This window comes from Nocardia sp. CA-136227 (assembly GCF_050955695.1).
Taxonomy (GTDB): domain Bacteria; phylum Actinomycetota; class Actinomycetes; order Mycobacteriales; family Mycobacteriaceae; genus Nocardia.
On record NZ_CP192081.1, the window covers coordinates 1,397,679 to 1,420,812 of the forward strand.

Consider the following 23,134-nt stretch of genomic DNA (forward strand, 5'->3'; position numbering starts at 1 on the left):
GGGAATTGGGGGTTCACCGGAGTATCGAAATCCAATTTACTTCTGCCCGGAAGTAGGAGCTACTCCTGTGAGGGTTCTCACAGGTCATTTCAATTGTGCGACACTATTTGTCAGTCGTTCGAGAGCTTTTGTCACAACTTGGGGATCGGATGTTTCCCAATAGGGTGGTAAAGATGCTCGGAGATAACCGCCATAGCGTGCCGTCGCGAGTCGAGAATCGAGAATTGCGATTACGCCGCGATCGTCCACACTGCGCAGCAGGCGGCCCGTGCCCTGTGCCAGCAGCAGCGCCGCATGATTCGCCGCGATCGACAGAAAGCCATTGCCACCTCGGGATTCGACCGCCCGCTGGCGGGCCACCAGCAGCGGGTCGTCCGGGCGCGGGAACGGAATGCGGTCCAGGATCACCAGACTCAGCGACGGTCCCGGGACATCCACGCCCTGCCATAGCGAAAGTGTTCCGAACAGTGAGGTTTCCGGGTCGTCGGCGAATTTCCGGACAAGTGCGCCGGTCGCGTCGTCACCTTGACACAACACGGGCGTATCGAGCCGTTCACGCAGAATCTCGGTGGCCGCCTTGGCCGCTCGCATCGACGAGAAAAGCCCGAGCGTGCGCCCGCCCGCCGCGCGAATGAGACGTTCGATCTCGTCCAGGTAGGACTGCGGCAGCCCGTCCCGGCCCGGCGCGGGCAGATGCTTTGCCACATACAGGATTCCGGACTTGGCGTGATCGAACGGCGAACCCACGTCCACCGAATTCCAGCGCAGCGCTTTCTCGTCCGAGGGGGCCTCGGCGCCGTTGGCCAGCGCCGGATCCACCACCGCCGACGACTGCGGCGGCAGCCCCCAGGTCACCGCCAGATTGTCGAAGGAACCACCGATCTGCAGCGTCGCCGAGGCCAGCACCACGGTGGCGGTGCCGAACAGACGGCTGCGCAGCAGACCGCCCACCGACAGCGGGGCCATCTGCAGGGTCCGGCGCGGCACCCCGCGGAGCTCCTCCGAGGACAGCCAGACCACATCGCGGTGCGCGGCCGGATCGGCCTCCTCGAAGGTGGTCAGCACCCGGACCGCGGCGTCGTGCACCTCCTCCACCGCGGCCAGCGCCTGATTGCGGGCCGCCGCCGACTCCGGATCGGCGGCCTGGCCGCCCTGCGGGGCCAGCGCGGTGCGGGCGTTCCAGGCCGCGTCGCGGATCAGCGCGAGCACCGGGGCCGCGCCGTCGGGCATCCGGTCCCAGCGGCCGGGCTGCAGGTCGTCGAGCAGGCCGTGCCAGGCCTCGGCCGCGCCCTCGAGCCGGTCCACTTCCTGTTCGTCGATGAGCTTGGAGCAGCGTTTCGCGGCGGCGCTGATGCCGCCGGTGGACAGTTCGGCGGTGGCCACGCCGGTCACCCGGTCCACCAGCTCGTGCGCTTCGTCCACGACCACCACGTCGTGTTCGGGCAGCACCTGGATGCCGCTGATGGCGTCGATGGCGAGCAGCGCGTGGTTGGTCACCACCACATCGGCCTGGGCGGATTCGGCGCGCGCCTTCTCCGCGAAGCAGTCCTGGCCGAACGCGCAGCGGGACTTGCCCACGCATTCGCGGGAGCTGACGCTCACCTGCCGCCATGCGCGATCGGTGACGCCGGGGGTGAGCTCGTCGCGGTCGCCGTTCTCGGTGTCGGAGACCCATTCGTTGAGGCGCTGGACCTCGCGGCCCAGCTTCGAGATGGCGAACGCGTCGAACAGTTCCTGCTCCGGCTCGTCCGGAATCGCACTGTTGATCTTGTTCAGGCACAGATAGTTGTTGCGCCCCTTGAGAATCGCGAACTGCGGCACGCGACCCAGATCCGACGCGAGTGCGTCGGCCAGGCGCGGGAGGTCGCGATCCACCAGCTGACGCTGCAGGGCGATGGTCGCCGTCGACACCACGACGGTCCGGCCCGTCCGCACCGCGTGGCGCAGACTCGGCACCAGATAGGCGAGGGACTTTCCGGTACCGGTCCCGGCCTGGACAGCCAGGTGTTCACCGGTGTCGATGGCGTGCGCGACCGCCGCGGCCATGGTCTGCTGCCCCTTGCGTTCCTTACCCCCCAACGCCTGTACAGCGGTGGCCAGGAGCTTGGGAACGGCAGGCAGTTCGGGCACGCGACGAGATTACTGCCCGCTGCCGACAACCCTCGCGCAAACCTCGGCGGGCCGTCCGGCAGGACCGATTTCCGCCGACGACCAGGCGGGTTACTCCAGCGTCCCGGCCAGTTCCACACCCGACTCGCGCAGCGTCTTCAACGCGGTGGACAGGCTGTCGGGGGAGACGGCGGCGGTGAGGCCGAGCAGGACCCGGGTGTCGAAGCCCGCCGCGCGGGCGTCCAGGGCCGTCGCGCGGACGCAGTGGTCGGTGGCGATGCCGCAGACGTCGACGGCGTCGATGCCGCGGTCGCGCAGCCAGGCGTCCAGGGCAGTGTCGCCGTCGGTGGCCGTGCCCTCGAATCCGGAGTAGGCGGCGGTGTAGGCGCCCTTGGAGAAGATCTCCTGGATCGCGGTGGTGTCGAAGGCGGGGTGGAAGTCCGCGCCGGGGGTGCCGACACGGCAGTGCGGCGGCCAGGTGTCGACGTAGTCGGGCTGCGTGGAGAAGTGCGCGCCCGGGTCGATGTGGAAGTCGCGGGTGGCGACGATCGCGGTGTAATCGGAGACGCCCAGGTATTCGGTGATGCGTTCGGCCACGGCCGCGCCGCCCGCCACGGCCAGCGAGCCGCCCTCGCAGAAGTCGTTCTGGACGTCGACGACGATCAGGGCTCGGCTCATGGACTGCCTCCGGGGGCCTGGGCGAACCACAGTGGTTCGGGTTTCGTACTGCATTGTGCCGCTCGGCGGTCAGCCCTGGAAGGTCGTCGGGATCGCCGGTTCGCCCGCCGACAGCTTCAGGCCCTCCCACGGAAGACTGATCAGGCCCTTCGCGACCAGTTCGCGGCTCTGGGCCAGGGTCGGCAGGCCGGGGAGCACCTCGCCGTCGCGGACCAGGGGGACCTGGAGGTCGCGGACCTCGAAGCGGTCGGACTCGGGGCGGTCCGAGACGGCAGGGTAGACGATCTCCTCGACAACGGTGCCGGTGTCGCGGGACAGGCGCACGGCGCGCTTGGTGCCGCCGCGAGACTCCTTGTGGGAGCTGCGTTTCGCGACCGGGACGCCCTCCACCTCGACCAGCTTGTAGACCATGCCCGCGGTGGGCGCGCCCGAGCCGGTGACCAGCGAGGTGCCGACGCCGTAGACGTCGACCGGTTCGGCGCGCAGCGCGGCGATGGCGTACTCGTCCAGGTCACCGGACACCACGATGCGGGTGCGGATGGCGCCCAGGGCGTCCAGCTGTTCGCGCACCTGCCGGGCGAGCACGCCCAGATCGCCGGAATCGATACGCACCCCGCCCAATTCGGGTCCCGCCACCTCGATGGCGGTGGCCACGCCGCGGGTGATGTCGAAGGTGTCCACCAGCAGCGTGGTTCCCACGCCCAGGGCCTCGACCTGACTGCGGAAGGCCGCCGCCTCGTGCGCGCCGTCGCGGCCGCTGTGCAGCAGGGTGAAGGCGTGCGCGCTGGTCCCGGCGCTGGGCACCCCGAAGCTGCGGGCCGCCTCCAGGTTGGAGGTGGCGTCGAAGCCGGCCAGGTAGGCGGCGCGGGCGCTGGCGGGGGCGGCGAGTTCGTGGGTTCGGCGCGAACCCATTTCGATCATGCGGCGGCCCCCGGCGGCGCTGACCATGCGGGCGGCCGCGGCGGCGATGGCGCTGTCGTGGTTGTAGATGGACAGGATCAGGGTTTCCAGCAGTACGCATTCGGCGAAGGTGCCGCGCACGGTGACGATGGGGGAGCCGGGGAAGAACAGCTCGCCCTCGCGATAACCGTCGATCCGGCCGCGGAAGCGGTAGTCGCGCAACCACTCCAGGGTGCGATCGTCGAGGAACTTGGCGGCGACCGCGAGTTCGGGCTCCCCGAAACGGAATTCGTCCAGGGCGGCCAGCAAACGCCCGGTCCCCGCGACCACGCCATACCGACGACCGTTCGGCAATCGCCTAGCGAACACTTCGAAGGTGCACTGCCGCTGCGCCGAATCGTCGGCCAGCGCCGCCGCCAGCATGGTGAGCTCGTACTGGTCGGTCAGCAAGGCGGTACTGGTCAGTCCGTCAGCGATCATCACAGGGCCAACTCTAGGACGCACACGGAGAGCACCGACTATGCGACAGGCCTGCAGTTCGCGGCCCGCCTCGTCCTGGACTGCGGCTTGATAGACCTCCGCCTTGGAGCGGGGGAGCGAAGCGGAGGAGCGGAGGAGGGAAGGACGAGGTAACAGGGCCGCGAACCGCCCGGAGCGAAGCGGAGGGCAATTGGGCGCTGCTGTTGTTTCGTTGCGGTCGAGTCGTACCCTGGTTGTTATGGGTCTGTGTGAAGAAGACGTTGTCGAGATGACCGCCGGTTCGGTGGGCGTCGGCGCGACACTGTCGTCGGCACAGGCGACACCGGAGGCCATTGAACATTCCGAGATTCTGGAAGCAGAGGATCGGCCCTGGGTCACCGTCGTATGGGACGATCCGGTCAATCTCATGCACTACGTGACCTACATTTTCCAGAAGCTCTTCGGCTACAGCAAAGGTAAGGCAACCGAGCTGATGCTGAAGGTCCACAACGATGGCAAGGCCGTGGTGTCCGCCGGTTCGCGCGACAAGATGGAGCACGACGTCCAACGGCTGCACGCCGCCGGGCTGTGGGCGACCATGCAACGTGACGAGTGAACAAGGCGACTACGGTGAACCCGTGCGGAAGTGGAGCAGAAAGAACTCCCTGGGCGGGCTGAAGCTGCGTTCGGAAATGGACGCCCACGAGGCGGACGTCCTGCGTTCCCTGGTCGGCGCGGTCACCGGACTGCTGGTCGACCGGGCCGAATCGGCCCCCGAGGACGATCTCGCGGCGCTGACCGGGCTACAGCTGGGCAACTCGACCCCGCCCGCCGACCCGCGGCTGGCGCGGCTGCTGCCGGACTTCCACCGCCCCGAACCCGGTTCCCCCGACGCCGAGCGCGCCGACCTGAACAGCGCCCTGCGCAGCCTGCACGAGCCGGAGATCATCGAATCCAAGGTGGCCGCGGGCCGGGTCGTCCTGGACACGCTGCCCCCGCAGGGCGGCCGTATCGTCATCAACCCCGAGCAGGCCGACGCCTGGCTCACCGCCCTCAACGACGTCCGCCTGGCCCTGGGCACGGCCCTCGACATCGACGCCGACACGCCCGAGCATTTCCCGGATGACGACCCCCGCGGCCCGAGCCTCGAGGTCTACCACTGGCTCACCTGGATGCAGGACTCGCTGATCCAGGCGCTGGCCCCGTAGCGCGCCCGCCGACGCTAGCGTGGGCACCGAGCCGGACCCGGTCACCGAGGAGGAGCGCCGTGAACAGTATTGCGGGACCACGTAATTCGATCACCGACGTCGGCGGGGTGCTGGTCGGGCACCACAGCCTCCTGGATGCGAACGCCACTCTCGGCGAGGGCGCGGCCACCGGCTGCACCGTGGTGCGTGTGCCAGGCGGCGCGGTCGCCGCGGTGGACGTGCGCGGCGGCGGCCCCGGCACCCGCGAGACCGACCTGCTGGATCCGGGAAACACTGTGCGGCAGGCGAATGCGATCCTGCTCACCGGGGGCAGCGCCTACGGCTTGGCCGCGGCCGACGGGGTCATGCGCTGGCTGGAGGAGCATCGGGAGGGCATTCCGATGGATCCCACCGATCCCTCGCGTGTGGTGCCCATCGTGCCCGGGGCGGTCATCTTCGATCTGCCGGTGGGCGCGTGGAACATCCGGCCCGACGCCGACGCCGGATTCCTCGCCGCCGACGCCGCGGGGGAAGAGTTCGCGCGCGGTACGGCCGGTGCGGGCGTGGGCGCGCGGGCGGGGTCGATCAAGGGCGGAATCGGCACGGCCAGTGTACGTTTCGCGGAAGGCCCGGCCGCGGGCATCACGGTGGGCGCGGTGATCGTGGCCAATCCGGTCGGCTCGGTGTTCGATCCGCGCACCGGGCTCCCGTGGGGTGCGGGCACCGACGGTCCCGAGTTCTTCGGCTTGCACGCGCCCACCGCCGCGCAGCTGACCGCCGCCAACGCGCTGGCGGTGAAGGGCACCGTGCTCAACACCACGATCGGCGTGGTCGCCACCGACGCGGCGCTGGATCCGGCGGCCTGCCGCCGGCTGGCCACCACCGCGCACGACGGCCTGGCCCGGGCCATCCGGCCCGCGCATTCCCCGCTGGACGGCGACACCCTGTTCGCGCTGGCCACCGGGACCGCCGAGCAGCAGCCGAATTTCCCACTGCCCCCGGCCTTTCCCGCGGATCTGCTGATCGTGGACCAGCTGTGCACGGCGGCCGCGGTGTGCGTGGAGCGGGCGATCGTGGACGCGATCCTGTCCGCGACGGCGGTGGCGGGCATCCCGACCTACCGCGACCTGTTCGGCGATTGAGACGACCCGGGCGCGAGGGTGACCGGCCACCCCGGGAATACCGGCATATTCTCACCTGTTGACGGGAGCGTTTCGGCCGTTCGGCCGGGTGCTTCGGGCGTGAACGGAAGGATGCGACGGTGCTGGTGATCAGGGCGGACCTGGTGGAGGCGATGGTCGCGCACGCGCGCGCCGACCACCCCGACGAGGCCTGCGGCATCCTGGCCGGTCCCGAGGGCTCCGATCGCCCCGAGCGGTTCGTGCCGATGATCAATGCCGCCCGCTCGCCCACCTTCTACGAGTTCGATTCCGACGAGCACCTGCGCCTGTGGCGGGAGCTGGACGCGGCCGACGAGGAGCCGGTGGTGATCTACCACTCGCACACCGCGACCGAGGCCTACCCGAGCCGCACCGATGTGTCCTTCGCCTCCGAACCCCATGCCCACTACGTGCTGGTCTCCACCCGGGATCCGCACGAGCACGAGCTGCGCAGCTACCGAATCCTCGACGGTGTCGTCACCGAGGAACCGGTCGAGATCGTCGCCGCCTACCCCGCCTAGCGTCCACCCGGAAACAGAGGAGTCCCCCCGATGTCGGTCACCGTGTCCATCCCGACCATCATGCGCCCGATCACCAAGGGCGAGAAGCGAGTTCAGGCGCAGGGCGCGACCCTGGCCGCCGTCATCGCCGACCTGGAGGCCAACTACCCGGGCCTGGCGGCGAAGCTGCTCGAGGACGGCAAGCTCAAGCGCTACGTCAATGTCTACGTCGACGACGAGGACGTGCGTTTCACCGGCGGCCTGGACGCCGAGGTGCCCGAGGGCGGCTCGGTGACCATCCTGCCCGCGGTCGCCGGCGGGGCGCGCTGACCGTGGCCCGCTACGAGTCGCTGATCGCGACCCTCGGCAACACTCCGCTGGTGGGTCTCAAGAACCTGTCCCCGCGCTGGGACGGTGACGAGCACGTGCGCCTGTGGGCCAAGCTCGAGGACCGCAATCCGACCGGTTCCATCAAGGACCGTCCGGCGTTGCGCATGATCGAGGCGGCCGAGGCCGACGGGCGGCTCACGCCCGGCTGCACGATCCTGGAGCCGACCAGCGGCAATACCGGCATCTCGCTGGCCATGGCGGCCAAGCTCAAGGGGTACCGGCTGGTGTGCGTGATGCCGGAGAACACCTCGGTGGAGCGGCGGCAGCTGCTCACCATGTTCGGCGCGGAGATCATCGACTCCCCGGCCGCGGGCGGCTCCAATCAGGCCGTGGCGCTGGCCAAGCAGATCGCGGCCGAGAATCCGGACTGGGTGATGCTCTACCAGTACGGCAATCCGGCCAACGCGCTCGCGCACTACGAGACCACCGGCCCCGAGATTCTGGCCGACCTGCCCGAGATCACGCATTTCGTGGCCGGTCTCGGCACGACCGGCACGCTCATGGGCACCGGGCGCTTCCTGCGCGAGAAGGTGCCGGGCATCGACATCGTCGCGGCCGAGCCCCGCTACGGCGAGCTGGTCTACGGCCTGCGCAATCTCGACGAGGGCTTCGTCCCGGAGCTCTACGACGAGTCGGTGCTGACCTCCCGATTCTCGGTCGGCCCCTACGACGCGGTCCGCCGCACCCGTGAATTGGTGCTGGAAGAGGGCATTTTCGCGGGCATCTCGACGGGTGCGATCCTGCACGCCGCGCTCGGGGTCGCCAAGAAGGCCGAGAAGGCCGGGCGGCGTGCCGATATCGCGTTCGTGGTCGCCGACGGCGGCTGGAAGTACCTGTCCACCGGCGCCTACGACGGCACGCTGGAGGAGGCGGAGGAGAGGCTCGACGGCCAGCTCTGGGCCTGATCCGGCGGTACGCTCGGGGCAGGGCTAGGAGGTCTTGCCATGAGCGGTGGCAGCGGCATGGGCGCGTCGTTCGATCCGGAGCGGATCGCGCGGCTGCGCAGGGAATTGGCCGACCCGGGGGCGGGGCGCACACCCGTCCCGACCGGCGACACCGGTTCGTCCGGCCCGGGGGCCCTGAAATCGCTGTGGCAGCGCGCCATTGCGCTGACGCTGGGCTTCACCGCGCTGCTGTACGGCGTGGAAGCCGTCGACAGCGTGTCCGGCGGCCGTCTCGAACAGAACGGGGTGCGGCCGCGTTCCGGCGAGGGCCTGACCGGCATCCTGTTCGCGCCTGTCCTGCATGCCAATTGGGGGCACCTGCTGGCGAACACGCTGCCGGTGCTGGTGCTCGGCCTGCTCACGCTGCTGACCGGGATCGGGCGTGGGCTGGCGGCGACCGCCATCATCTGGGTGATCGCCGGTGCGGGGGTGTGGCTGACGGCCATGCCGCACACCGTGTCGGTGGGAGCCTCGGGACTGGTGTTCGGCTGGCTCACATATCTGATCTGCTGGGGCTGGTTCTCGCGGAATGTGGTGCAGATCGCGGTCGGATTGGGTGTGCTGGCCGTCTACGGGTCGATCCTGTGGGGCGTACTGCCGAGCAACCCGGAAATCTCTTGGCAAGGACATCTTTTCGGGGCGGTGGGTGGAGTGGTTGCCGGATGGGTACTCTCTGCTCATGAACGTCGTCATCGTCGCGGGGCTGACGCCGGCCGTCTCGCGTCGTAGGGGTGACGCTGGTCGCGGTCGGCGATTTGGGGGATCCCTCCGTTGAGTGAGAATGCAGCGTGGCAGCATGGGGGAATGCGCCTCACCGTCCTCGGGTGCTCGGGCAGCGTGTCCGGCCCGGATTCCCCGGCGTCGGGTTACCTGCTGACCGGCCCGGATATGACACCGACCGTCATCGATTTCGGACCCGGCGTGCTCGGCGCGTTGCAGCGTCACCTGGATCCGGGCGAGGTCGACATCTTCCTCACCCACCTGCACGCCGATCACTGCCTGGATTTGCCGGGCCTGCTGGTGTGGCGTCGCTACCACCCGAACCCGCCGACCGGTAAGGCCGTCGTCTACGGCCCGGCCGACACCTCGCTGCGGATCGGCAACGCCTCCGCGGAGATCGGCGGCGAGACCGACGACTGGTCCGACGTCATCGACATGCGGCCCTGGCAGGCGGACGTCCCGGTCCCGTTCGGCACCGGCCACACCGTCGAGGCGCGGCGCATGTTCCACCCGCCGGAGTCCTACGGCCTGCGCATCACCACCGCGGCGGGCCGCACCCTGGTCTACACCGGCGACACCGCCCTGTGCGACGAGGTCTTCGAGTTGGCCAGCGGCGCAGACGTTCTGCTGTCGGAGGCGTCGTGGACCCACGACCCGGCCAACCGCCCGCCGGGCATCCACCTCTCCGGCCACGAGGCGGGCCTGATCGCGGCCCGCGCGGGCGTCGGCGAGCTGCTGCTCACCCACATCCCGCCGTGGACCTCCCGCGAGGACGTCATCGCCGAGGCGAAGGCCGTGTTCAGCGGTCCCGTACACGCCGTGTCCCCGGGCGAGGTCTTCGACATCTGATCGTCCCGTTACGCTGAGCGTCGTGTCGAAACGAGCCGATGGCAGGGCGGATGACCAACTCCGCGACGTAAAGATCACTCGGGGTTTCACTTCGCACCCGGCCGGGTCGGTGCTGGTGGAGTTCGGGCAGACGCGGGTGATGTGCACCGCCAGCGTGAACGACGGCGTCCCGCCGTGGCGGCGTGATTCCGGATTGGGCTGGCTGACCGCCGAATACGCCATGCTGCCCGCCGCCACCCACACCCGCTCGGGCCGAGAGTCGGTGAAGGGCAAGGTCGGTGGCCGCACCCAGGAGATCTCCCGGCTGATCGGCCGTTCGCTGCGCGCCTGCATCGACCTGGCCGCGATCGGCGAGAACACCATCGCCCTGGACTGCGACGTGCTGCAGGCCGACGGCGGCACCCGCACCGCCGCCATCACCGGCGCGTACGTGGCGCTCTCGGACGCCATCACCTACCTGGGCGCGGCCGGGAAACTGGCCGACCCGCAACCGATCTCCTGCGCCATCGCCGCGGTGAGCGTCGGTGTGGTGGACGGCCGGGTGCGCCTGGACCTGCCCTACGAGGAGGACTCGCGCGCCGAGGTCGACATGAACGTGGTCGCCACCGACACCGGCACCCTGGTCGAGATCCAGGGCACCGGCGAGGGCGCCACCTTCCCGCGCTCCACCCTGGACAAGCTGCTCGATTCCGCGCTGGCGGGCTGTGAGCAGCTGTTCGTGGTGCAGAAGGAAGCCCTCGCGCTGCCGTACCCGGGCGTGCTGCCCGAGCCCGAGGAGTCCAAGAAGCGATGACCCGCGTCCTGGTCGCCAGCCGCAATGCCAAGAAGCTCACCGAGCTGCGCCGCATCCTGGACGAGGCCGGCATCGCGGGCATCGAGCTCGTCGGCCTGAACGACGTCGAGCCCTACGACGAGGCCCCCGAAACCGAACCGACCTTCGAGGGCAATGCCCTGCTCAAGGCCCGCGACGGTTTCGCCGCCACCGGAATGCCCTGTGTCGCCGACGATTCCGGTCTCGAGGTGGATGCCCTCAACGGCATGCCCGGGGTGCTCTCGGCCCGCTGGTCGGGCGCCCACGGCAAGGACGAGGCCAACAACACCCTGCTGCTGGCCCAGCTCGGCGACGTCCCCGACGAGCGTCGCGGGGCCCGCTTCGTCTCGGCCTGCGCCCTGGTCGGCGCCGGTGTCGAGGAAGTCGTGCGCGGCGAATGGCCGGGCGTCATCGGCCGGAAGCCGGTGGGCGACGGCGGTTTCGGCTACGACCCGCTCTTCTTCCCGGACGGCGGCGAGCTCTCCTCCGCCCAGCTCACCCCGGCCGAGAAGGACGCCGCCTCGCACCGCGGCCGCGCCCTGCGCCAGCTGCTGCCCGCACTGGCCGCCCTCGCCGGCAACTGAGCATCACGGCCGACGAGAACTGAATCACCGCAGACGAGAAAGGGGTTCGAGGACCAAGTCCTCGAACCCCTTTCCGCTGTTCGCGTGTCGGCTCAGAGGTCGAAGGCTGCCTTCACCTCTCGGGTGCGGTTGTGCTCGAACACGAAGGACAGGAACGGGATCGTGCCCGCCAGGCAGGTCAGGAACGTGGTCATGGGCTGCCACCGCGCCTTGATGCCCAGGTCGATGGTGAAGACCAGGTACAGCATGTAGAACAGCCCGTGCACCTGGCCGATGTAGAACAGCCAGTGCGGGGCGGTGCCGCTGTCGTCGAGGAGCAGGTACTTGTAGACCATCTCGCCGCACAGCACCAGCAGCCAGACGCCGGTGATGTAGGCGAGCACGCGGTAGCGGGTCAGCGCGCCGCGGATCTTCTCGGGCGCGGCCGAACCGAGCGGGCGGGCCGGCGCGGTGGTCTCGGTGGCGACGGGGGACGGCGCGGAATTGTCGCTGGCGTTCAACCGGCGCTCCTCTCGGTGTGCTGCAGTCCGGCGTCACGGACCTGGTCGTCCATGTCGCGGGCGTGCAGGTCGGCCAGATACCTGTTGTATTCGGCGAGCTCTGGATCCTCGTCCCGGGCGGCCTTGGGGCGCTCCGGCAGCAGGCCCGCGGGAATCTCACGCGGTGCGGCCGGTTTCGGGCGACGGGGGCGGGCGGTGGTCTCGGTGCCGGGCTCGGCGGGCGGGGCTTCGTCCTCCCCGGCTTCCTTCTCGAGCCGCACGAAGCGGACATAGGCCCAGATCACGAATCCGGCGAAGAGCGGCCACTGCAGCGCGTAGCCGAGATTCTGATAGGTGCCGCCGCCCGATTCGAACCGGGTCCACTGCCAGTAGCCCAGACCCAGGCACGCCGTGAACGCCACGACCACGAACACGATCAGGGCCGGGCGGCGTTGGGGAGCGGACACGCACTCCACGGTACCTGCCTACTACGGGTCCCGTAGTAGGCAGGTTGCCGATCAGAACTTGAATGTGACCCCGGTCAAACGCTCGGATTCCTCCCAGAGCCGGCGCAGCAGTTCCGGATCCCGGGAGATCTTGCTGGACGGCGAGGCCTCGACCGGGCCCTGGCTGCCGAAGAAGCGGGTCGGACCCCAGTAGGTGTTCGGGTCGGCGTCGGTCTCGGTGGCCGCGAACAGCGAGGAGTACGCCGCGTGGAAGGGCGACTGGCCGATGATCCGGATGAACGGCTTGGAGATCTTGTCCATCGGGGTTTCGGTCCGGGCGAACAGGTCGGTGGCCGAGACGCCCGGGTGCACGGCGTAGGAGCGCTTGGCCGAGCCCGCCGCGGCCAGCCGGTTCTGCAGTTCCCGCGCGAACATCAGGTTGGACAGCTTGGCCTGCGCGTAGGCGAGGTTGCGCTGGTAGCGGCGGTGCTCGTAGTTGAGGTCGTCGATCCACAGCTTGGGGGTCTGCTTGTGGGCGATCGAGGCCAGCGTGACCACCCGGTCGCCGATCTTGTCGAGCAGCAGCCCGGTCAGCGCGAAGTGGCCGAGATGGTTCACGCCCCACTGGGTCTCGAAGCCGTCCTGGGTCCGCGAGAACGGAATGTTCATCAGGCCCGCGTTATTGATCAGGACGTCGAATTCGCCGGTGCTCTCGGCGAACTGCCGGACCGAGTCCAGGCTGGCCAGGTCCAGGCTCGCCACCCGCACGTCGCCGTCGATGCGGTCGGCGACCTGCTGGGCCTTGGCGGCGTTGCGGCAGGCCATGATCACGGTCGCGCCCTTGCCCGCGAGTACCTTGGTGGTCTGCTCGCCGAGGCCGCCATTGGCTCCGGTGATGACGACCGTGCGCCCGGTCTGGTCGGGGATATCGCTGGGCTTCCATGCCATGGCTGTTGACCTCGCAGGTTCGGGGTTCGCAGTGCGGCTCCGCACTCGGATGCCCCGACCTTACTCCAGAGTAAGTTCCAACGGTAGGCCGAACTCGCCGAATGTCTCCCGCAATGCCCGGTTTGCCGTGTCGTTGCCGCATCTTCGCTGGTGAGCGCCACATACTGGGCCGATGACCGGTGCCAGCGTCACCGCCGCCAAGCCCGTCCCACCGCAGCCGCTGAGTCGCGGCCGAAGGAACGTCGTCTTCGGAACGGTCGCGCTCGGCATGCTCATGGCCGCACTGGACTCCACCATCGTCTCGACCGCGCTGCCCACCATCGTGGCGGACCTGGGCGGGGCCGGGCACATGGCCTGGGTGGTCACCTCCTACCTGGTGGCCGAGGCCATCGCCACCGCCCTGTCCGGCAAGTTCGGTGACCTGTTCGGCCGCAAACTCGTCTTCCAGATCAGCGGGGCCGTGTTCATCGTCGGCTCGATGATCGCCGGGCTCGCGCACGGCATGACGCTGCTCATCGCGGCCCGCGCCATCCAGGGCCTGGGCGCGGGCGGGCTCATGGTCACCTCCATGGCGCTCATCGCCGACGTCATCCCGCTGCGCGAACGCGGCAAGTACCAGGGCGCGCTGGGCGCGGTCTTCGGCATCACCACCGTCCTCGGACCCACCCTGGGCGGACTGTTCACCGACCACCTGAGCTGGCGGTGGTGCTTCTACGTGAACGTCCCGCTCGCCGTCGTCATGATCGCGGCCGCGGCCCGCACCATCCCCATGACCCGGGCCGTGGTGAAACCGATCGTGGACTACCTGGGCATCGCGCTGGTCGCGGTCGGCGTCACCTGCCTGATCCTCGGATTGGAATGGGGCGGACAGGAATACGCGTGGACCTCGCCCACCATCATCGGCCTGTTCGCGGCGGCCGCGGCGCTGCTGGCCACCTTCGTGGCCGCGGAGTTCCGGGCCCGCGAACCCATGCTGCCCATGCACCTGTTCCGCAGCAATGTGTTCACCGTCTGCTCGATCCTGAGCTTCATCGTCGGCTTCGCGCTGCTGGGGGCCATGACCTACCTGCCCGCGTATCTGCAGTATGTGGAAGGCGTGTCGGCCACCGCGTCCGGGCTGCGCACCCTGCCGCTGGTGGTCGGGTTGTTCTTCACCTCCATCCTGTCCGGCAATATCGTCGGGAAGACGGGGCACTACAAGGCGTTTCCGATCATCGGGTGCGCGGTGATGGCGGTGGGCCTGTACCTCATGTCGACCATGGGGCCGGGCACCGGCATCTGGCTGATGTCGCTGTACATGCTGATCCTGGGCCTCGGCGTCGGCCTGGCGATGCAGGTGCTGACCATCGCCGTGCAGAACAGTGTTCCGTACTCGGACCTGGGGACCGCCACCTCCGGGGTCACCTTCTTCCGGACCATCGGCAGCGCGTTCGGGACCACCGTGTTCGGCACGCTGTACTCGAATCAGCTGCGCCCGAATCTGGAAGCGGCGCTGTTGGAGTCGCGGGTGCCGCCGCAGGTCGCGCAGAGTCCGGCGCTGCTGCGGGAGCTCCCGCCGCAGCAGGCCGCCCCGATCATCCACGCCTACGCCGATGCCATCGACTTCGTCTTCCGCTGGGTGGTGCCGGTGGCGCTGCTCGGTTTCGTGGTGGCGTGGTTCCTGAAGCAGGTCACCCTGCGCGACAGCGCTCGCGCCGAGGCCACCGATGTGGGGGAGCAGTTCTCCATGCCGGATTCGGCCGACCGGCTGGTGCAGCTGGAGCGCTGTGTGGCGCAGGTGCTGCGCAAGCTGCGCGACAATACGGTGCCCGACCCGGGAATCCTGGCGGCGGCGGGCAGTTCGCTCGGACGGGACGAGGCGTGGGCGCTGGGTCAGGTGCGCATGTACAACCGGTTGCGCGGCACCGCCACCCTCGAGGACATCGCCCGAACCCATTGGATCCCGGCGGAATTGATCGATCCGGTGTACGTCAAGGCGGAGCGGGAGGGGTTGTTGCGCCGCGACGGCGGCGAACTCGCCCTCACCGCCAAGGGGGACCAGGAGGTCGATCGGGTCCGGGGCGCGTGGAAGCGCTGGCTCGAAAGTCAGCTCACCGATTGGGATTCCACCGATCCGGCGGATCGGGCACTACTGGACCAGGCGATCGACAATATCGCCACCAAACTCCTGGACGAGGCCGACCGGCCGGACATGCTGCCGGTCGGCCACTGAGTCCGATCAGGCGTTGACCGTGACGGGCCGCGCGGTGGCGTCCCAGTCGATCCGGAACCGCTGCTCGCCGCCGAACAACTTCTCCGGATTCATCCGCTTGAACATCATCGGCATCACCAGCTGCATGGCCATCCGGGCGACCGGCCCGGCCGCCTTGGTCTGGTTCATTCGCGCCACCCGGGCCGCGACCCCCTCCACGCGCGGCCGCCGCAGCGCCTCGTAGGCGGCGAAAGCCGTTGCCGGATCGTCGATGTCGCGCAGGCAGCGGGCCAGCTCGATCCCGCTCTCGATGGCCATCGACGCCCCCTGCCCGGAGGTGTTGCTGGGCGCGTGGATGGCGTCGCCGGTGAGCACCATGCGTCCCCGGTGCCAGTGTGGCACCCGCGGCATGATGTGCAGTGCGCCGATCACCTGCAGCTGAGCCGCTGTCGTGGCCTCTGCCAGCCGCTCGCCGGGCAGGTCCCCGGCGTAGGTCTCGCGCAGGGTCCGCAGCCACTGTTCGGTGGACACGGCGCGGGCCTCGGTGAGCGAGTAGTACTGCTCGGAAGGAAGATTCGCGCCCCACGCGACCCGACCGTCGGGCATGGACCAGTACAGGTAGTAGGCCCGCTTGCCGAAGGCGAAGGTCATGGTCTCCGGCTCCAGGTCGAGGGGCACGTCGGTGTACGCGCCGAAGCCGAGCATGCGCAGGTAGGTGGGTCCGGGCGCGTGCGGGTCGACGAGGGTGCGCACGGTGGAGCGGATGCCGTCCGCGCCGATCAGCACGTCCGCGGTGGCGCTGCTGCCGTCGGCGAAGATGGCGGTGACGCCGCCCGCGTGCTCCTCCACCTCGACCAACCGCTTGTCGTACTCGAAGCGCACCCCGGCCGCGACGGCGGTGTCGTGCAGGATCTCGTGCAGGTCGGCGCGGTCGATCACGCGCAGCGGCTCGATGTCGACCAGCCCCGGCAGCGCGAACTGCTTGCTGTTGACCGACATCGTGGACCGGCTGACGGGTACGGCCTTGGCGCGCACCGGATCTCCGGCCCCGACCAGGTCGAGGGCGGCGACGCCGTTGGGCGCGAGGGCGAGGTTGGAGCCGATGCCGTAGGCGGGGCCCGGGTAGGCCTCGAAGACCGTGGCGTCGATACCGGCCCGGTGCAGGGCGGTGGCGGTGACGGGGCCGGAGATGCCGCCGCCGATGATGATCGCGGAACGAATGGATTTTGACATGGGTCTCTCCCGAGATGTGTTCGAAGGCTTGCCGAAAACCCCGAACCGTCCCGCGCGTGGAGAACCCAGTTATCCTGTAGTTGCCAAACTCGGTGCCGGGTTCGCCTGCACGGACGCGGTTCGAGACGGTGTGTTCCCGGGCTTCGGCGGCGGTGTTGCAGCACCCTCGCCGGGGCCCGGTTCCGTTAGGAGTCGTGCTGAGTGTGCGGTGTGTTCGCGCCCCCTTCCGCGGCCAGCTCTGCCAGTTCGGGGGGTAGGACGCCGTCGCGATGCCAGGCCCGCCAGCTCTCGGTGTCCGGGAAACTGCCGTCGGCGAGCGCGTCGCGCAGGCCGCGGGCCCAGTCGGCCTCGGCCGCCAGCATGGTCAGCTCATAGTCCGATTCGATCAGGAACAGGCGCGGCAGTGAGCCGTCCAGAGCGGCCAACTGTGCGCGGGTTTCGGCGATGATGGTGTCCAGCTTGGTGATTCGCCGGGTGAGCAGGTCGACTACCTCGTCCGGGGGCAGCACCGAGAGCACGGACAGCCCGGCCACGAAGCGGCGCTTCTCCGGTTCCGGATCGGCGATGAGTTCGCGGGTCCAGTCCAGCAGTTCGGCCCGGCCCGCGTCGGTGATGCGGTAGATCGTGCGTTCGGGGCGCGCCCCGTCGCGTTCGCTGCCGGTGATCTCCAGGAAGCCGTGCTTGGTGAGGTTGTCCACGACGGTATAGAGCGAGCCCCATTTGATGCTCATGTCGTTGTCCTTGCCCCAGGCCCGCAACCTCGCGGCGATCTCGTACCGGTGCATGGGCTGGAGCACGACGGCGGACAGCACCGCCAGACCCATCAGATTGGCGACCTTGCGCTTGCGGGCCATGGGGCACCTCCTTACTCGTCTACGAATATACGTCTACGAGTAATGAGGTCGCAAGCACTTACTCCGCGGCGAAGCGCGCCCGCAGCAGATCGGAGGTGGCCTGGTCGGCGGGCAGGAATGCCTCCAGGTGCAGCTCCGACAGGGTGATGTCGGTGGCCGTCGCGAACGAGGTGAGCGTGGTGATGAGCCGCAGCTCACCGGCCTCGGAGCGGAGTCGCAGCGGCACCGCGAAACCCAGGTGCCCGGGCCCGGGATCCACCAGCGGCAGATAGCCCTCGAGCTCCGCGATGAGCGCGTCCAGCGCCGGATCGGGGCTGCGGCCCGCCCGATTGCGCAGGCTGTCGGTGATGTGGCGGCCCCACTCCGGCAGGTTCACCACCCGCCGCGCCAGCCCGTCCGGGTGCAGGGCCAGGCGCAGCACATTGACCGGCGACTCCAGCAGCTCCGGCGCGCAGCCCTCGGTCAGCAGCTCGAAGGCCGGATTCGCCGCCACCAGCACCCCGAACGGGCGCGTCACCACCGCCGGATACGGCAGGTGTCCCTGCAGGATGGTGTCGAGCGCGTACCGGACCGCACCGAGTTCCGGTGCGTCCAAGGAGGATTCGGGAAACACCGGGGCGTACCCGGCCGCCAGCAGCATCGCGTTGCGTTCGCGCAGGGACAGCCCGAGCACCTCGGCCAGCCGCACCACCATGGTCCGCCCGGGATGCGAGCGGCCCTGTTCCAGGAAGCTCAGATACCGCTGGCTGGTCTCGGCCGCGATGGCGAGATCGAGCTGGCTGAGCCGTCGCCGGGTGCGCCAGCCGCGCAGTTCCTGGGCGAAGGGTGTCGTCGTCGCCACGGCCATGGTCGTCATACCTCCACTGTGCGGACGGGGATGCGGTCGCGCGATTCCCTCCAGGGAATGACATGGACGGCCATCCGATCATTCCCTGCGGGGAATCGCGTGGATTCGCCGGACCGCACAGACTCGCTTCTCGACAACCGGACTCGAACCCACGGAGAAGAACATGAACGGCATTGCCTACCAACTGGAATCGCAGCGCGGCCTCGCCGGGCTGACCACCCGAGTGCAGGAGATCCCGGTGCCGGGCCCGCGCCAGGTCGTGGTGCGGGTGCGCGCCACCGCGCTCAACCGCCGCGACATCATGCTGCTGGAGGGCAGCTATGTGCTGCCCGCCCGTCCCGGCGTCGTGCCGCTGGTCGACGGCGTCGGCGAGGTGATCGCGAAGGGCGACCAGGTGACCCGAGCCGCGATCGGCGACCGGGTGGCCGGCACCTACTTCGTCTCCTGGAACGACGGACCGCAGTTGCAGGCGGCGTCCGCCCAGCAGTACGGCGCGAACCACGACGGCTGGCTCGCCACCTACATACTGCTGGAGGAGGATTCGGTGGTCCACGTGCCCGCGCATCTCACCGATGCCGAGGCGGCGTCGCTGACCTGCGCGGGACTGGTCGCCTGGGCCGCGCTGACCAAGCCGATCCCGGCGGGGCCGGGGGAGACCGTGCTGACCACCGGCACCGGCACGGTGGCGCTGGCGGCGGTGCAGCACGCCAAAATGCTGGGGGCGCGGGTCATTTCGATCACGTCCTCGGCCGAGAAGGCGGAGCGGTTGCGGAAACTGGGCGCCGACGAGGTGATCGACCGGGTCCGGGTGCCGGAGTGGGAGCGGGCGGTGCTCGAGCTCACCGGCGGCGAAGGCGTCCAGCACGCGGTGGAGGCCGTCGGCATGCCCACGCTGCCGAAATCCGTTGCCTCCGCGGCGTACAACGCGCAGGTGACCTTGATCGGGGCGTTCCCGCCGGCGCCGGGACAGCCGCAGCCGCCCAGCCTGTTCGGGGGCAAGTTCGTGTCGATCCGCCGCATCGCGGTGGGCAGCCGGGCGGATTTCGAGGCGATGAACGCCGCGCTGGCCGAGCACGAGGTCCGGCCGGTGATCGACCGGGTGTACCCGTTCGAGGAGTCGGTCGAGGCGTACCGCTACTTCATGGAGGGTGACCCGTTCGGCAAGGTGGTGATCGCCATGAAGTGACCGCTATCTGTTGGCAATCAGTTGGAAAAGATATCCACCTGGAACGATTTCCTTATCAAGTGGAAGGTTCTGCAATTCGGCAAATCTGTGTAGCGTGCTTGAAGGAGTGGCTTTTCGGATCTACGGCTTTCGCTTCGACCGAAGGAGTTCCCGGGTGACGGTGGGCGCGGTGCACGAGAGACCCGAGGCGGCGGACGAAGCGTCCGCCGAAGGCACCCCGGGTCTGAGCGCACCGGGGTCGATGTCGCCGAAGATGCTGGCCGGACTCGTGGCGCTGTCGCTGAGCATGGTGGTCGCCCTGATCGGCGGCGCTCTGTGGGAGAGCTTGAACAGCCCCGGCGGGCCCGACGCTCCGGCCGGCCCGGCGCCCAGTACCTCGCAGCGGCCGGTCGACGCCACCACCTCACCGGTCCCGGCCCCCGCCTCGGCTCCGCCGCACGGCCCGGCCCCGGCCCCGACCCCCGGTCCCGCCGCGCCGCCGCCTCCACCGCCCGCCCCGGTGGCGCAGAATCCCGCTCCCGCACCGCAAACCGAGCATTACGTCCCGCCGCCGCCCCCGGTCGAGGTCGCGCCCGCGCCGGCGCCCGCCCCGGCTCCGGCGCCCGCCCCGGAACCCGCGCCCGCCCCGGCTCCGCCGCCTCCGCCGCCCGCACTGCCCGACATTCTCGCCCCGATCCTGCCGTTCCTGGTGCCCCCGCCCCCGCCACCCGCGCCCTAGCCGCGCGCCGCGGAATCCGAAGGAGGACAGCCATGCTCGGAACCGCTGACGAAATCCGGCGCGACACCGGTGATCTCGATCCGCGTCGCCTGGGGCAGGTCCTGCTCGCGGCCGTGCTGATGGCGGCGGGTGTCGGGGTGGGCGTGCTGATCACGTTCTCGGCGGAGAGTCCGGTCGCCGACACCTCGGTGGTGAATGTGCCTCGGCTGCGCCACGATCCGCACGCTCCGGCCCAGCATCCGCCGACTATCGCTCCGGCGGTTCAGGTTCCGTACGCGCCGGGCGTGAATCCGGCGGCGCCGAATCCGGTTCCGCCCGTCCCGCTTCCGGCCCCGGCGGCCGTGCGTCCGGCCCCGCTGCCGCCCGGGCCGCCGCGTCCGGTGGACGTGCCGGTGGTCATCGCCGGCGAGGCCGGTCCGGTGCAGCTGCCTGCGGCGCCGCCGGTCGAACCGGGGCCACCCACCGAGTGACCCGGATCCCCGATCGGCCCACTAGATTCCGGCGACGCCCGCGAGCTGGCCGATTCCGTAGGTGACGGCCATGGCGATCGCGCCGCCGAGCACCACGCGCAGCACCGCGCGGCGCGGGTTGGCGCCGCCCATCCGGGCGCTGACCGATCCGGTGATGGCCAGCGCCACCAGCACCGCGGCGAAACAGACGGGGATGCGCCACTGGACCGGCGGCACCAGGATGGCGATCAGCGGCAGCAGCGCGCCGATGGTGAAGGAGATGGCCGAGGACAGCGCGGCGTGCCACGGGTTGGTGAGATCGTGTGGGTTCAAACCCAATTCGGCCTCGGCGTGGGCGGCGAAGGCGTCGTGCGCGGTGAGCTCCGCGGCCACCTGGCGCGCGGTTTCCTCGCTCAGGCCCTTGGCCCGGTAGATGCCGGTGAGTTCGGTCAGTTCGTATTCGGGTTCCTCGGCCAGTTCGCGCTTCTCCTTGGACAGCAGGGCGCGTTCGGTGTCGCGCTGGGTGCTGACCGAGACGTATTCGCCGACCGCCATGGAGATCGCGCCCGCGGCGAGTCCGGCGATGCCCGCGGTGAGAATGGCGTCGGAGTCGGTGGAGGCGGCCGCGACGCCGACCACCAGACCGGCGGTCGAGACGATGCCGTCATTGGCGCCGAGCACGCCCGCGCGCAGCCAGTTCAGTTTGGCCGAGAGACCGGTGTCGTGCGGCTCGTGCGGGTGCGGCGCCGTGGTGTCGGCGGTCCCGGCTCCGATGTCGTCCACCTGATCAGCGTAATTCACGGTTCACGACTCATGCGGGAGCGTGATCGGGCGAGGCATGGCTCCCACTTCCGGAGGAAGCGGATGGTTTGCTGGAACGATGGGGGCCATGGTGGGTTTCTGCAAGCGGTATTGGTCGGTCATCCTTCCGCTGGCGGCGGCACTGATATTGACGGTGACCTGGGGCCGGGAGCTGAACTCCACGGTGGCGGTTCTGGTCGGGGTCTGGCTGATCGGCGCGGTGCTGTCCTCGGTCCATCACGCGGAGACGGTGGCGCACCGGGTGGGGGAGCCGTTCGGGTCACTGATCCTGGCGGTCGCGGTGACCATCATCGAGGTCGGCCTCATCGTCACCCTCATGGTGTCCAGCGGTGAGAAGTCCGCCTCGCTGGCCCGCGACACCGTCTTCGCCGCCGTAATGATCACGTGCAATGGCATTTTCGGGCTGTCCCTGCTGGTGGGAGCGTTGCGCCGGCGGGTGGCCGTCTTCAATGCCGAGGGTACGGGCGGGGCGCTGGCCACGGTCGCGACGCTGGCCACGCTGAGTCTGGTGCTGCCGACCTTCACCACCAGTGAGCCGGGTCCGGTCTTCTCGGCCTCGCAGCTGATCTTCGCCGCGGTGGCCTCGCTGGTGCTCTACGGAGTGTTCGTGATGGTGCAGACGGTCCGGCACCCGGACGACTTCCTGCCCGTCGAGGGTTCGGCCGCGGCGGGCGAGGACGAACACGAGGAACCGCCGACCCGTCGGGAGTCGCTGCGCAGCTTGGGTTTGCTGCTGGTTGCCCTGATCGGAGTGGTCGGTTTGGCGAAGGTGGAATCGCCCAATATCGAACACGGGATCGCGGCCCTCGGGCTGCCGCCGTCCGCGGTCGGTGTGGTGATCGCGATGCTGGTCCTGCTGCCCGAGACCATCGCGGCCGTGCGGACCGCGCGCCGGGACCGGGTGCAGATCTCGCTGAATCTGGCGCTGGGTTCGGCCATGGCCAGTATCGGCCTGACCATCCCCGCCATCGCGCTGGCTTCGATCTGGATCTCGGGCCCGCTCATGCTCGGCCTGGGCGCGACCCAGATGGTGCTGCTGGCCCTGACCGTGGTGGTCGGCGCGCTGACCGTGGTGCCCGGTCGCGCGACCCTGCTCCAGGGTTGTGTGCACCTGGTGTTGTTCTCCGCCTTCGTCTTTCTCGCGGTCAGCCCGTAAGCGGGGTCACGAGATCCGGAGACGGGTCACGAGGTCCAGCGGTAGATCTGGCCGTCGCGTAGTTCGACGGACGTCGCCGGTGCGGTGGCGTGGTGCCGGGACAGCAGCGCCATCACCCGGGTGCGCCCGCGCGTGGTGACGCCGTCCTCGGTCCAGTGCACGTAGGGGTGCACCAGTTTCGCGAATTCCGCCCAGTCGCCGGCCTCGATCGTGCGCAGGACCGCCGACACCGTGTTGTCCACACGCGACAGTGAACACGCAGTGTCCGGGTTACGCGCGGGTTCGCCGGGAAGTCGAGGGTTGCTGAGAGATCACTCGATGCGGCTTCGGGTATGGCCGAGGGCCGCGAAACCCCCTTTCGGGGGGTCTGCTCGGAGGGTGCCGCGGATCATGGTTATAGCCGTTCCGCTCTGATAACACGTTCTAGAATCCCAGGTCACATGGGTCGCCGTCCCGCTGACCGGGACCGACGAGCCTGGTACCCATCGGTAACTTGGAGGCTCCGGTCACACTC

General features: G+C 69.5%; 26 protein-coding genes. 15 read left to right on the plus strand and 11 right to left on the minus strand.

Annotated features, from left to right (window positions below):
- Positions 1 to 84: 84 nt before the first annotated feature.
- The 3 genes from ACQP06_RS06300 to ACQP06_RS06310 form a co-directional block, all read right to left on the minus strand.
- Complete coding sequence (locus ACQP06_RS06300) at positions 85 to 2,130, minus strand: ATP-dependent DNA helicase (protein ID WP_357098644.1); 2,046 nt, start codon at positions 2,128 to 2,130, stop codon at positions 85 to 87.
- Between the two features lie 90 nt (positions 2,131 to 2,220).
- On the minus strand, positions 2,221 to 2,787 hold the full coding sequence (locus ACQP06_RS06305) for an isochorismatase family protein (protein WP_433671124.1): 567 nt from the start codon (positions 2,785 to 2,787) through the stop codon (positions 2,221 to 2,223).
- A gap of 69 nt (positions 2,788 to 2,856) precedes the next feature.
- Positions 2,857 to 4,167, minus strand: coding sequence for a nicotinate phosphoribosyltransferase (locus tag ACQP06_RS06310; RefSeq protein ID WP_433673251.1), 1,311 nt, complete (start codon positions 4,165 to 4,167; stop codon positions 2,857 to 2,859).
- A 238-nt stretch (positions 4,168 to 4,405) separates the two neighbouring features.
- Between ACQP06_RS06310 and clpS the strand changes: the two genes are divergently transcribed.
- The 10 genes from clpS (at position 4,406) to ACQP06_RS06360 (ending at position 11,291) form a co-directional block, all read left to right on the plus strand.
- A complete protein-coding gene (clpS, locus tag ACQP06_RS06315) occupies positions 4,406 to 4,762 on the plus strand; it encodes an ATP-dependent Clp protease adapter ClpS (protein ID WP_379272701.1) in 357 nt (118 codons plus the stop codon).
- A gap of 22 nt (positions 4,763 to 4,784) precedes the next feature.
- Entirely contained in the window at positions 4,785 to 5,354 is a 570-nt protein-coding gene (locus ACQP06_RS06320; protein WP_379272699.1) for a DUF2017 domain-containing protein, read from the plus strand.
- A 59-nt stretch (positions 5,355 to 5,413) separates the two neighbouring features.
- A complete protein-coding gene (locus ACQP06_RS06325; RefSeq protein WP_433671125.1) occupies positions 5,414 to 6,475 on the plus strand; it encodes a P1 family peptidase in 1,062 nt (353 codons plus the stop codon).
- A gap of 119 nt (positions 6,476 to 6,594) precedes the next feature.
- The gene (locus ACQP06_RS06330; RefSeq protein WP_357098659.1) at positions 6,595 to 7,014 is read left to right on the plus strand and encodes a M67 family metallopeptidase; all 420 of its coding nucleotides are present in this window, start codon (positions 6,595 to 6,597) and stop codon (positions 7,012 to 7,014) included.
- A gap of 30 nt (positions 7,015 to 7,044) precedes the next feature.
- The gene (locus ACQP06_RS06335) at positions 7,045 to 7,323 is read left to right on the plus strand and encodes a MoaD/ThiS family protein (protein ID WP_433671127.1); all 279 of its coding nucleotides are present in this window, start codon (positions 7,045 to 7,047) and stop codon (positions 7,321 to 7,323) included.
- 2 nt (positions 7,324 to 7,325) lie between these two features.
- Complete coding sequence (locus ACQP06_RS06340; protein WP_433671129.1) at positions 7,326 to 8,288, plus strand: PLP-dependent cysteine synthase family protein; 963 nt, start codon at positions 7,326 to 7,328, stop codon at positions 8,286 to 8,288.
- A 39-nt stretch (positions 8,289 to 8,327) separates the two neighbouring features.
- A complete protein-coding gene (locus tag ACQP06_RS06345; RefSeq protein ID WP_433671131.1) occupies positions 8,328 to 9,056 on the plus strand; it encodes a rhomboid family intramembrane serine protease in 729 nt (242 codons plus the stop codon).
- 75 nt (positions 9,057 to 9,131) lie between these two features.
- Complete coding sequence (locus ACQP06_RS06350; RefSeq protein WP_433671133.1) at positions 9,132 to 9,896, plus strand: cyclic nucleotide-degrading phosphodiesterase; 765 nt, start codon at positions 9,132 to 9,134, stop codon at positions 9,894 to 9,896.
- Positions 9,897 to 9,918: 22 nt separating this feature from the next.
- Positions 9,919 to 10,689 (plus strand): ribonuclease PH, encoded by a 771-nt coding sequence (gene rph, locus ACQP06_RS06355; protein WP_357098674.1) that lies wholly within the window; start codon positions 9,919 to 9,921, stop codon positions 10,687 to 10,689.
- A complete protein-coding gene (locus ACQP06_RS06360; RefSeq protein ID WP_433671135.1) occupies positions 10,686 to 11,291 on the plus strand; it encodes a non-canonical purine NTP pyrophosphatase in 606 nt (201 codons plus the stop codon). The genes rph and ACQP06_RS06360 overlap by 4 nt, the downstream gene beginning before the upstream one ends.
- A 92-nt stretch (positions 11,292 to 11,383) precedes the next feature.
- Here the strand turns inward: ACQP06_RS06360 and ACQP06_RS06365 are convergent, their stop codons facing one another.
- The 3 genes from ACQP06_RS06365 to ACQP06_RS06375 are packed head-to-tail and all read right to left on the minus strand — an operon-like array spanning position 11,384 to position 13,164.
- Positions 11,384 to 11,791 carry a DUF3817 domain-containing protein gene (locus ACQP06_RS06365; protein WP_433671137.1) on the minus strand — a complete coding sequence of 136 codons (408 nt, stop codon included), beginning with the start codon at positions 11,789 to 11,791 and terminating at the stop codon, positions 11,384 to 11,386.
- Positions 11,788 to 12,246 carry a transcriptional regulator gene (locus ACQP06_RS06370; RefSeq protein ID WP_433671139.1) on the minus strand — a complete coding sequence of 153 codons (459 nt, stop codon included), beginning with the start codon at positions 12,244 to 12,246 and terminating at the stop codon, positions 11,788 to 11,790. Before ACQP06_RS06370 ends, ACQP06_RS06365 begins: the two co-directional genes overlap by 4 nt.
- Positions 12,247 to 12,288: 42 nt before the next feature.
- Positions 12,289 to 13,164 carry an oxidoreductase gene (locus ACQP06_RS06375; protein ID WP_433671140.1) on the minus strand — a complete coding sequence of 292 codons (876 nt, stop codon included), beginning with the start codon at positions 13,162 to 13,164 and terminating at the stop codon, positions 12,289 to 12,291.
- Between the two features lie 172 nt (positions 13,165 to 13,336).
- On the opposite strand from ACQP06_RS06375, the gene ACQP06_RS06380 reads away from it, so the two are divergent.
- Positions 13,337 to 15,376, plus strand: a complete 2,040-nt coding sequence (locus ACQP06_RS06380) for an MDR family MFS transporter (RefSeq protein ID WP_433671142.1) — start codon at positions 13,337 to 13,339, stop codon at positions 15,374 to 15,376.
- A gap of 6 nt (positions 15,377 to 15,382) precedes the next feature.
- Here the strand turns inward: ACQP06_RS06380 and ACQP06_RS06385 are convergent, their stop codons facing one another.
- The 3 genes from ACQP06_RS06385 to ACQP06_RS06395 form a co-directional block, all read right to left on the minus strand.
- A complete protein-coding gene (locus tag ACQP06_RS06385; protein ID WP_433671144.1) occupies positions 15,383 to 16,588 on the minus strand; it encodes an FAD-dependent oxidoreductase in 1,206 nt (401 codons plus the stop codon).
- 185 nt (positions 16,589 to 16,773) lie between these two features.
- Positions 16,774 to 17,442 (minus strand): PadR family transcriptional regulator, encoded by a 669-nt coding sequence (locus ACQP06_RS06390; protein ID WP_433671146.1) that lies wholly within the window; start codon positions 17,440 to 17,442, stop codon positions 16,774 to 16,776.
- A 58-nt stretch (positions 17,443 to 17,500) separates the two neighbouring features.
- On the minus strand, positions 17,501 to 18,298 hold the full coding sequence (locus tag ACQP06_RS06395; protein ID WP_433671148.1) for a helix-turn-helix domain-containing protein: 798 nt from the start codon (positions 18,296 to 18,298) through the stop codon (positions 17,501 to 17,503).
- 154 nt (positions 18,299 to 18,452) lie between these two features.
- Here ACQP06_RS06395 and ACQP06_RS06400 point away from each other — a divergent pair, with 154 nt between their 5' ends.
- From ACQP06_RS06400 to ACQP06_RS06410, 3 genes are all read left to right on the plus strand, one after another.
- The gene (locus ACQP06_RS06400) at positions 18,453 to 19,475 is read left to right on the plus strand and encodes a zinc-dependent alcohol dehydrogenase family protein (protein ID WP_433671150.1); all 1,023 of its coding nucleotides are present in this window, start codon (positions 18,453 to 18,455) and stop codon (positions 19,473 to 19,475) included.
- A gap of 154 nt (positions 19,476 to 19,629) precedes the next feature.
- Positions 19,630 to 20,193 (plus strand): hypothetical protein, encoded by a 564-nt coding sequence (locus tag ACQP06_RS06405; RefSeq protein ID WP_433671152.1) that lies wholly within the window; start codon positions 19,630 to 19,632, stop codon positions 20,191 to 20,193.
- A gap of 32 nt (positions 20,194 to 20,225) precedes the next feature.
- Positions 20,226 to 20,663, plus strand: a complete 438-nt coding sequence (locus ACQP06_RS06410; protein ID WP_433671153.1) for a hypothetical protein — start codon at positions 20,226 to 20,228, stop codon at positions 20,661 to 20,663.
- Between the two features lie 21 nt (positions 20,664 to 20,684).
- On the opposite strand, the gene ACQP06_RS06415 is transcribed toward ACQP06_RS06410, so the two are convergent.
- Positions 20,685 to 21,416, minus strand: a complete 732-nt coding sequence (locus tag ACQP06_RS06415) for a VIT1/CCC1 transporter family protein (RefSeq protein ID WP_433673252.1) — start codon at positions 21,414 to 21,416, stop codon at positions 20,685 to 20,687.
- 115 nt (positions 21,417 to 21,531) lie between these two features.
- Between ACQP06_RS06415 and ACQP06_RS06420 the strand changes: the two genes are divergently transcribed.
- Complete coding sequence (locus ACQP06_RS06420; protein ID WP_433671155.1) at positions 21,532 to 22,620, plus strand: calcium:proton antiporter; 1,089 nt, start codon at positions 21,532 to 21,534, stop codon at positions 22,618 to 22,620.
- Between the two features lie 26 nt (positions 22,621 to 22,646).
- Here ACQP06_RS06420 and ACQP06_RS06425 read toward each other — a convergent pair whose 3' ends face one another.
- On the minus strand, positions 22,647 to 22,862 hold the full coding sequence (locus tag ACQP06_RS06425) for a nuclear transport factor 2 family protein (RefSeq protein ID WP_357095817.1): 216 nt from the start codon (positions 22,860 to 22,862) through the stop codon (positions 22,647 to 22,649).
- Positions 22,863 to 23,134: the final 272 nt, after the last annotated feature.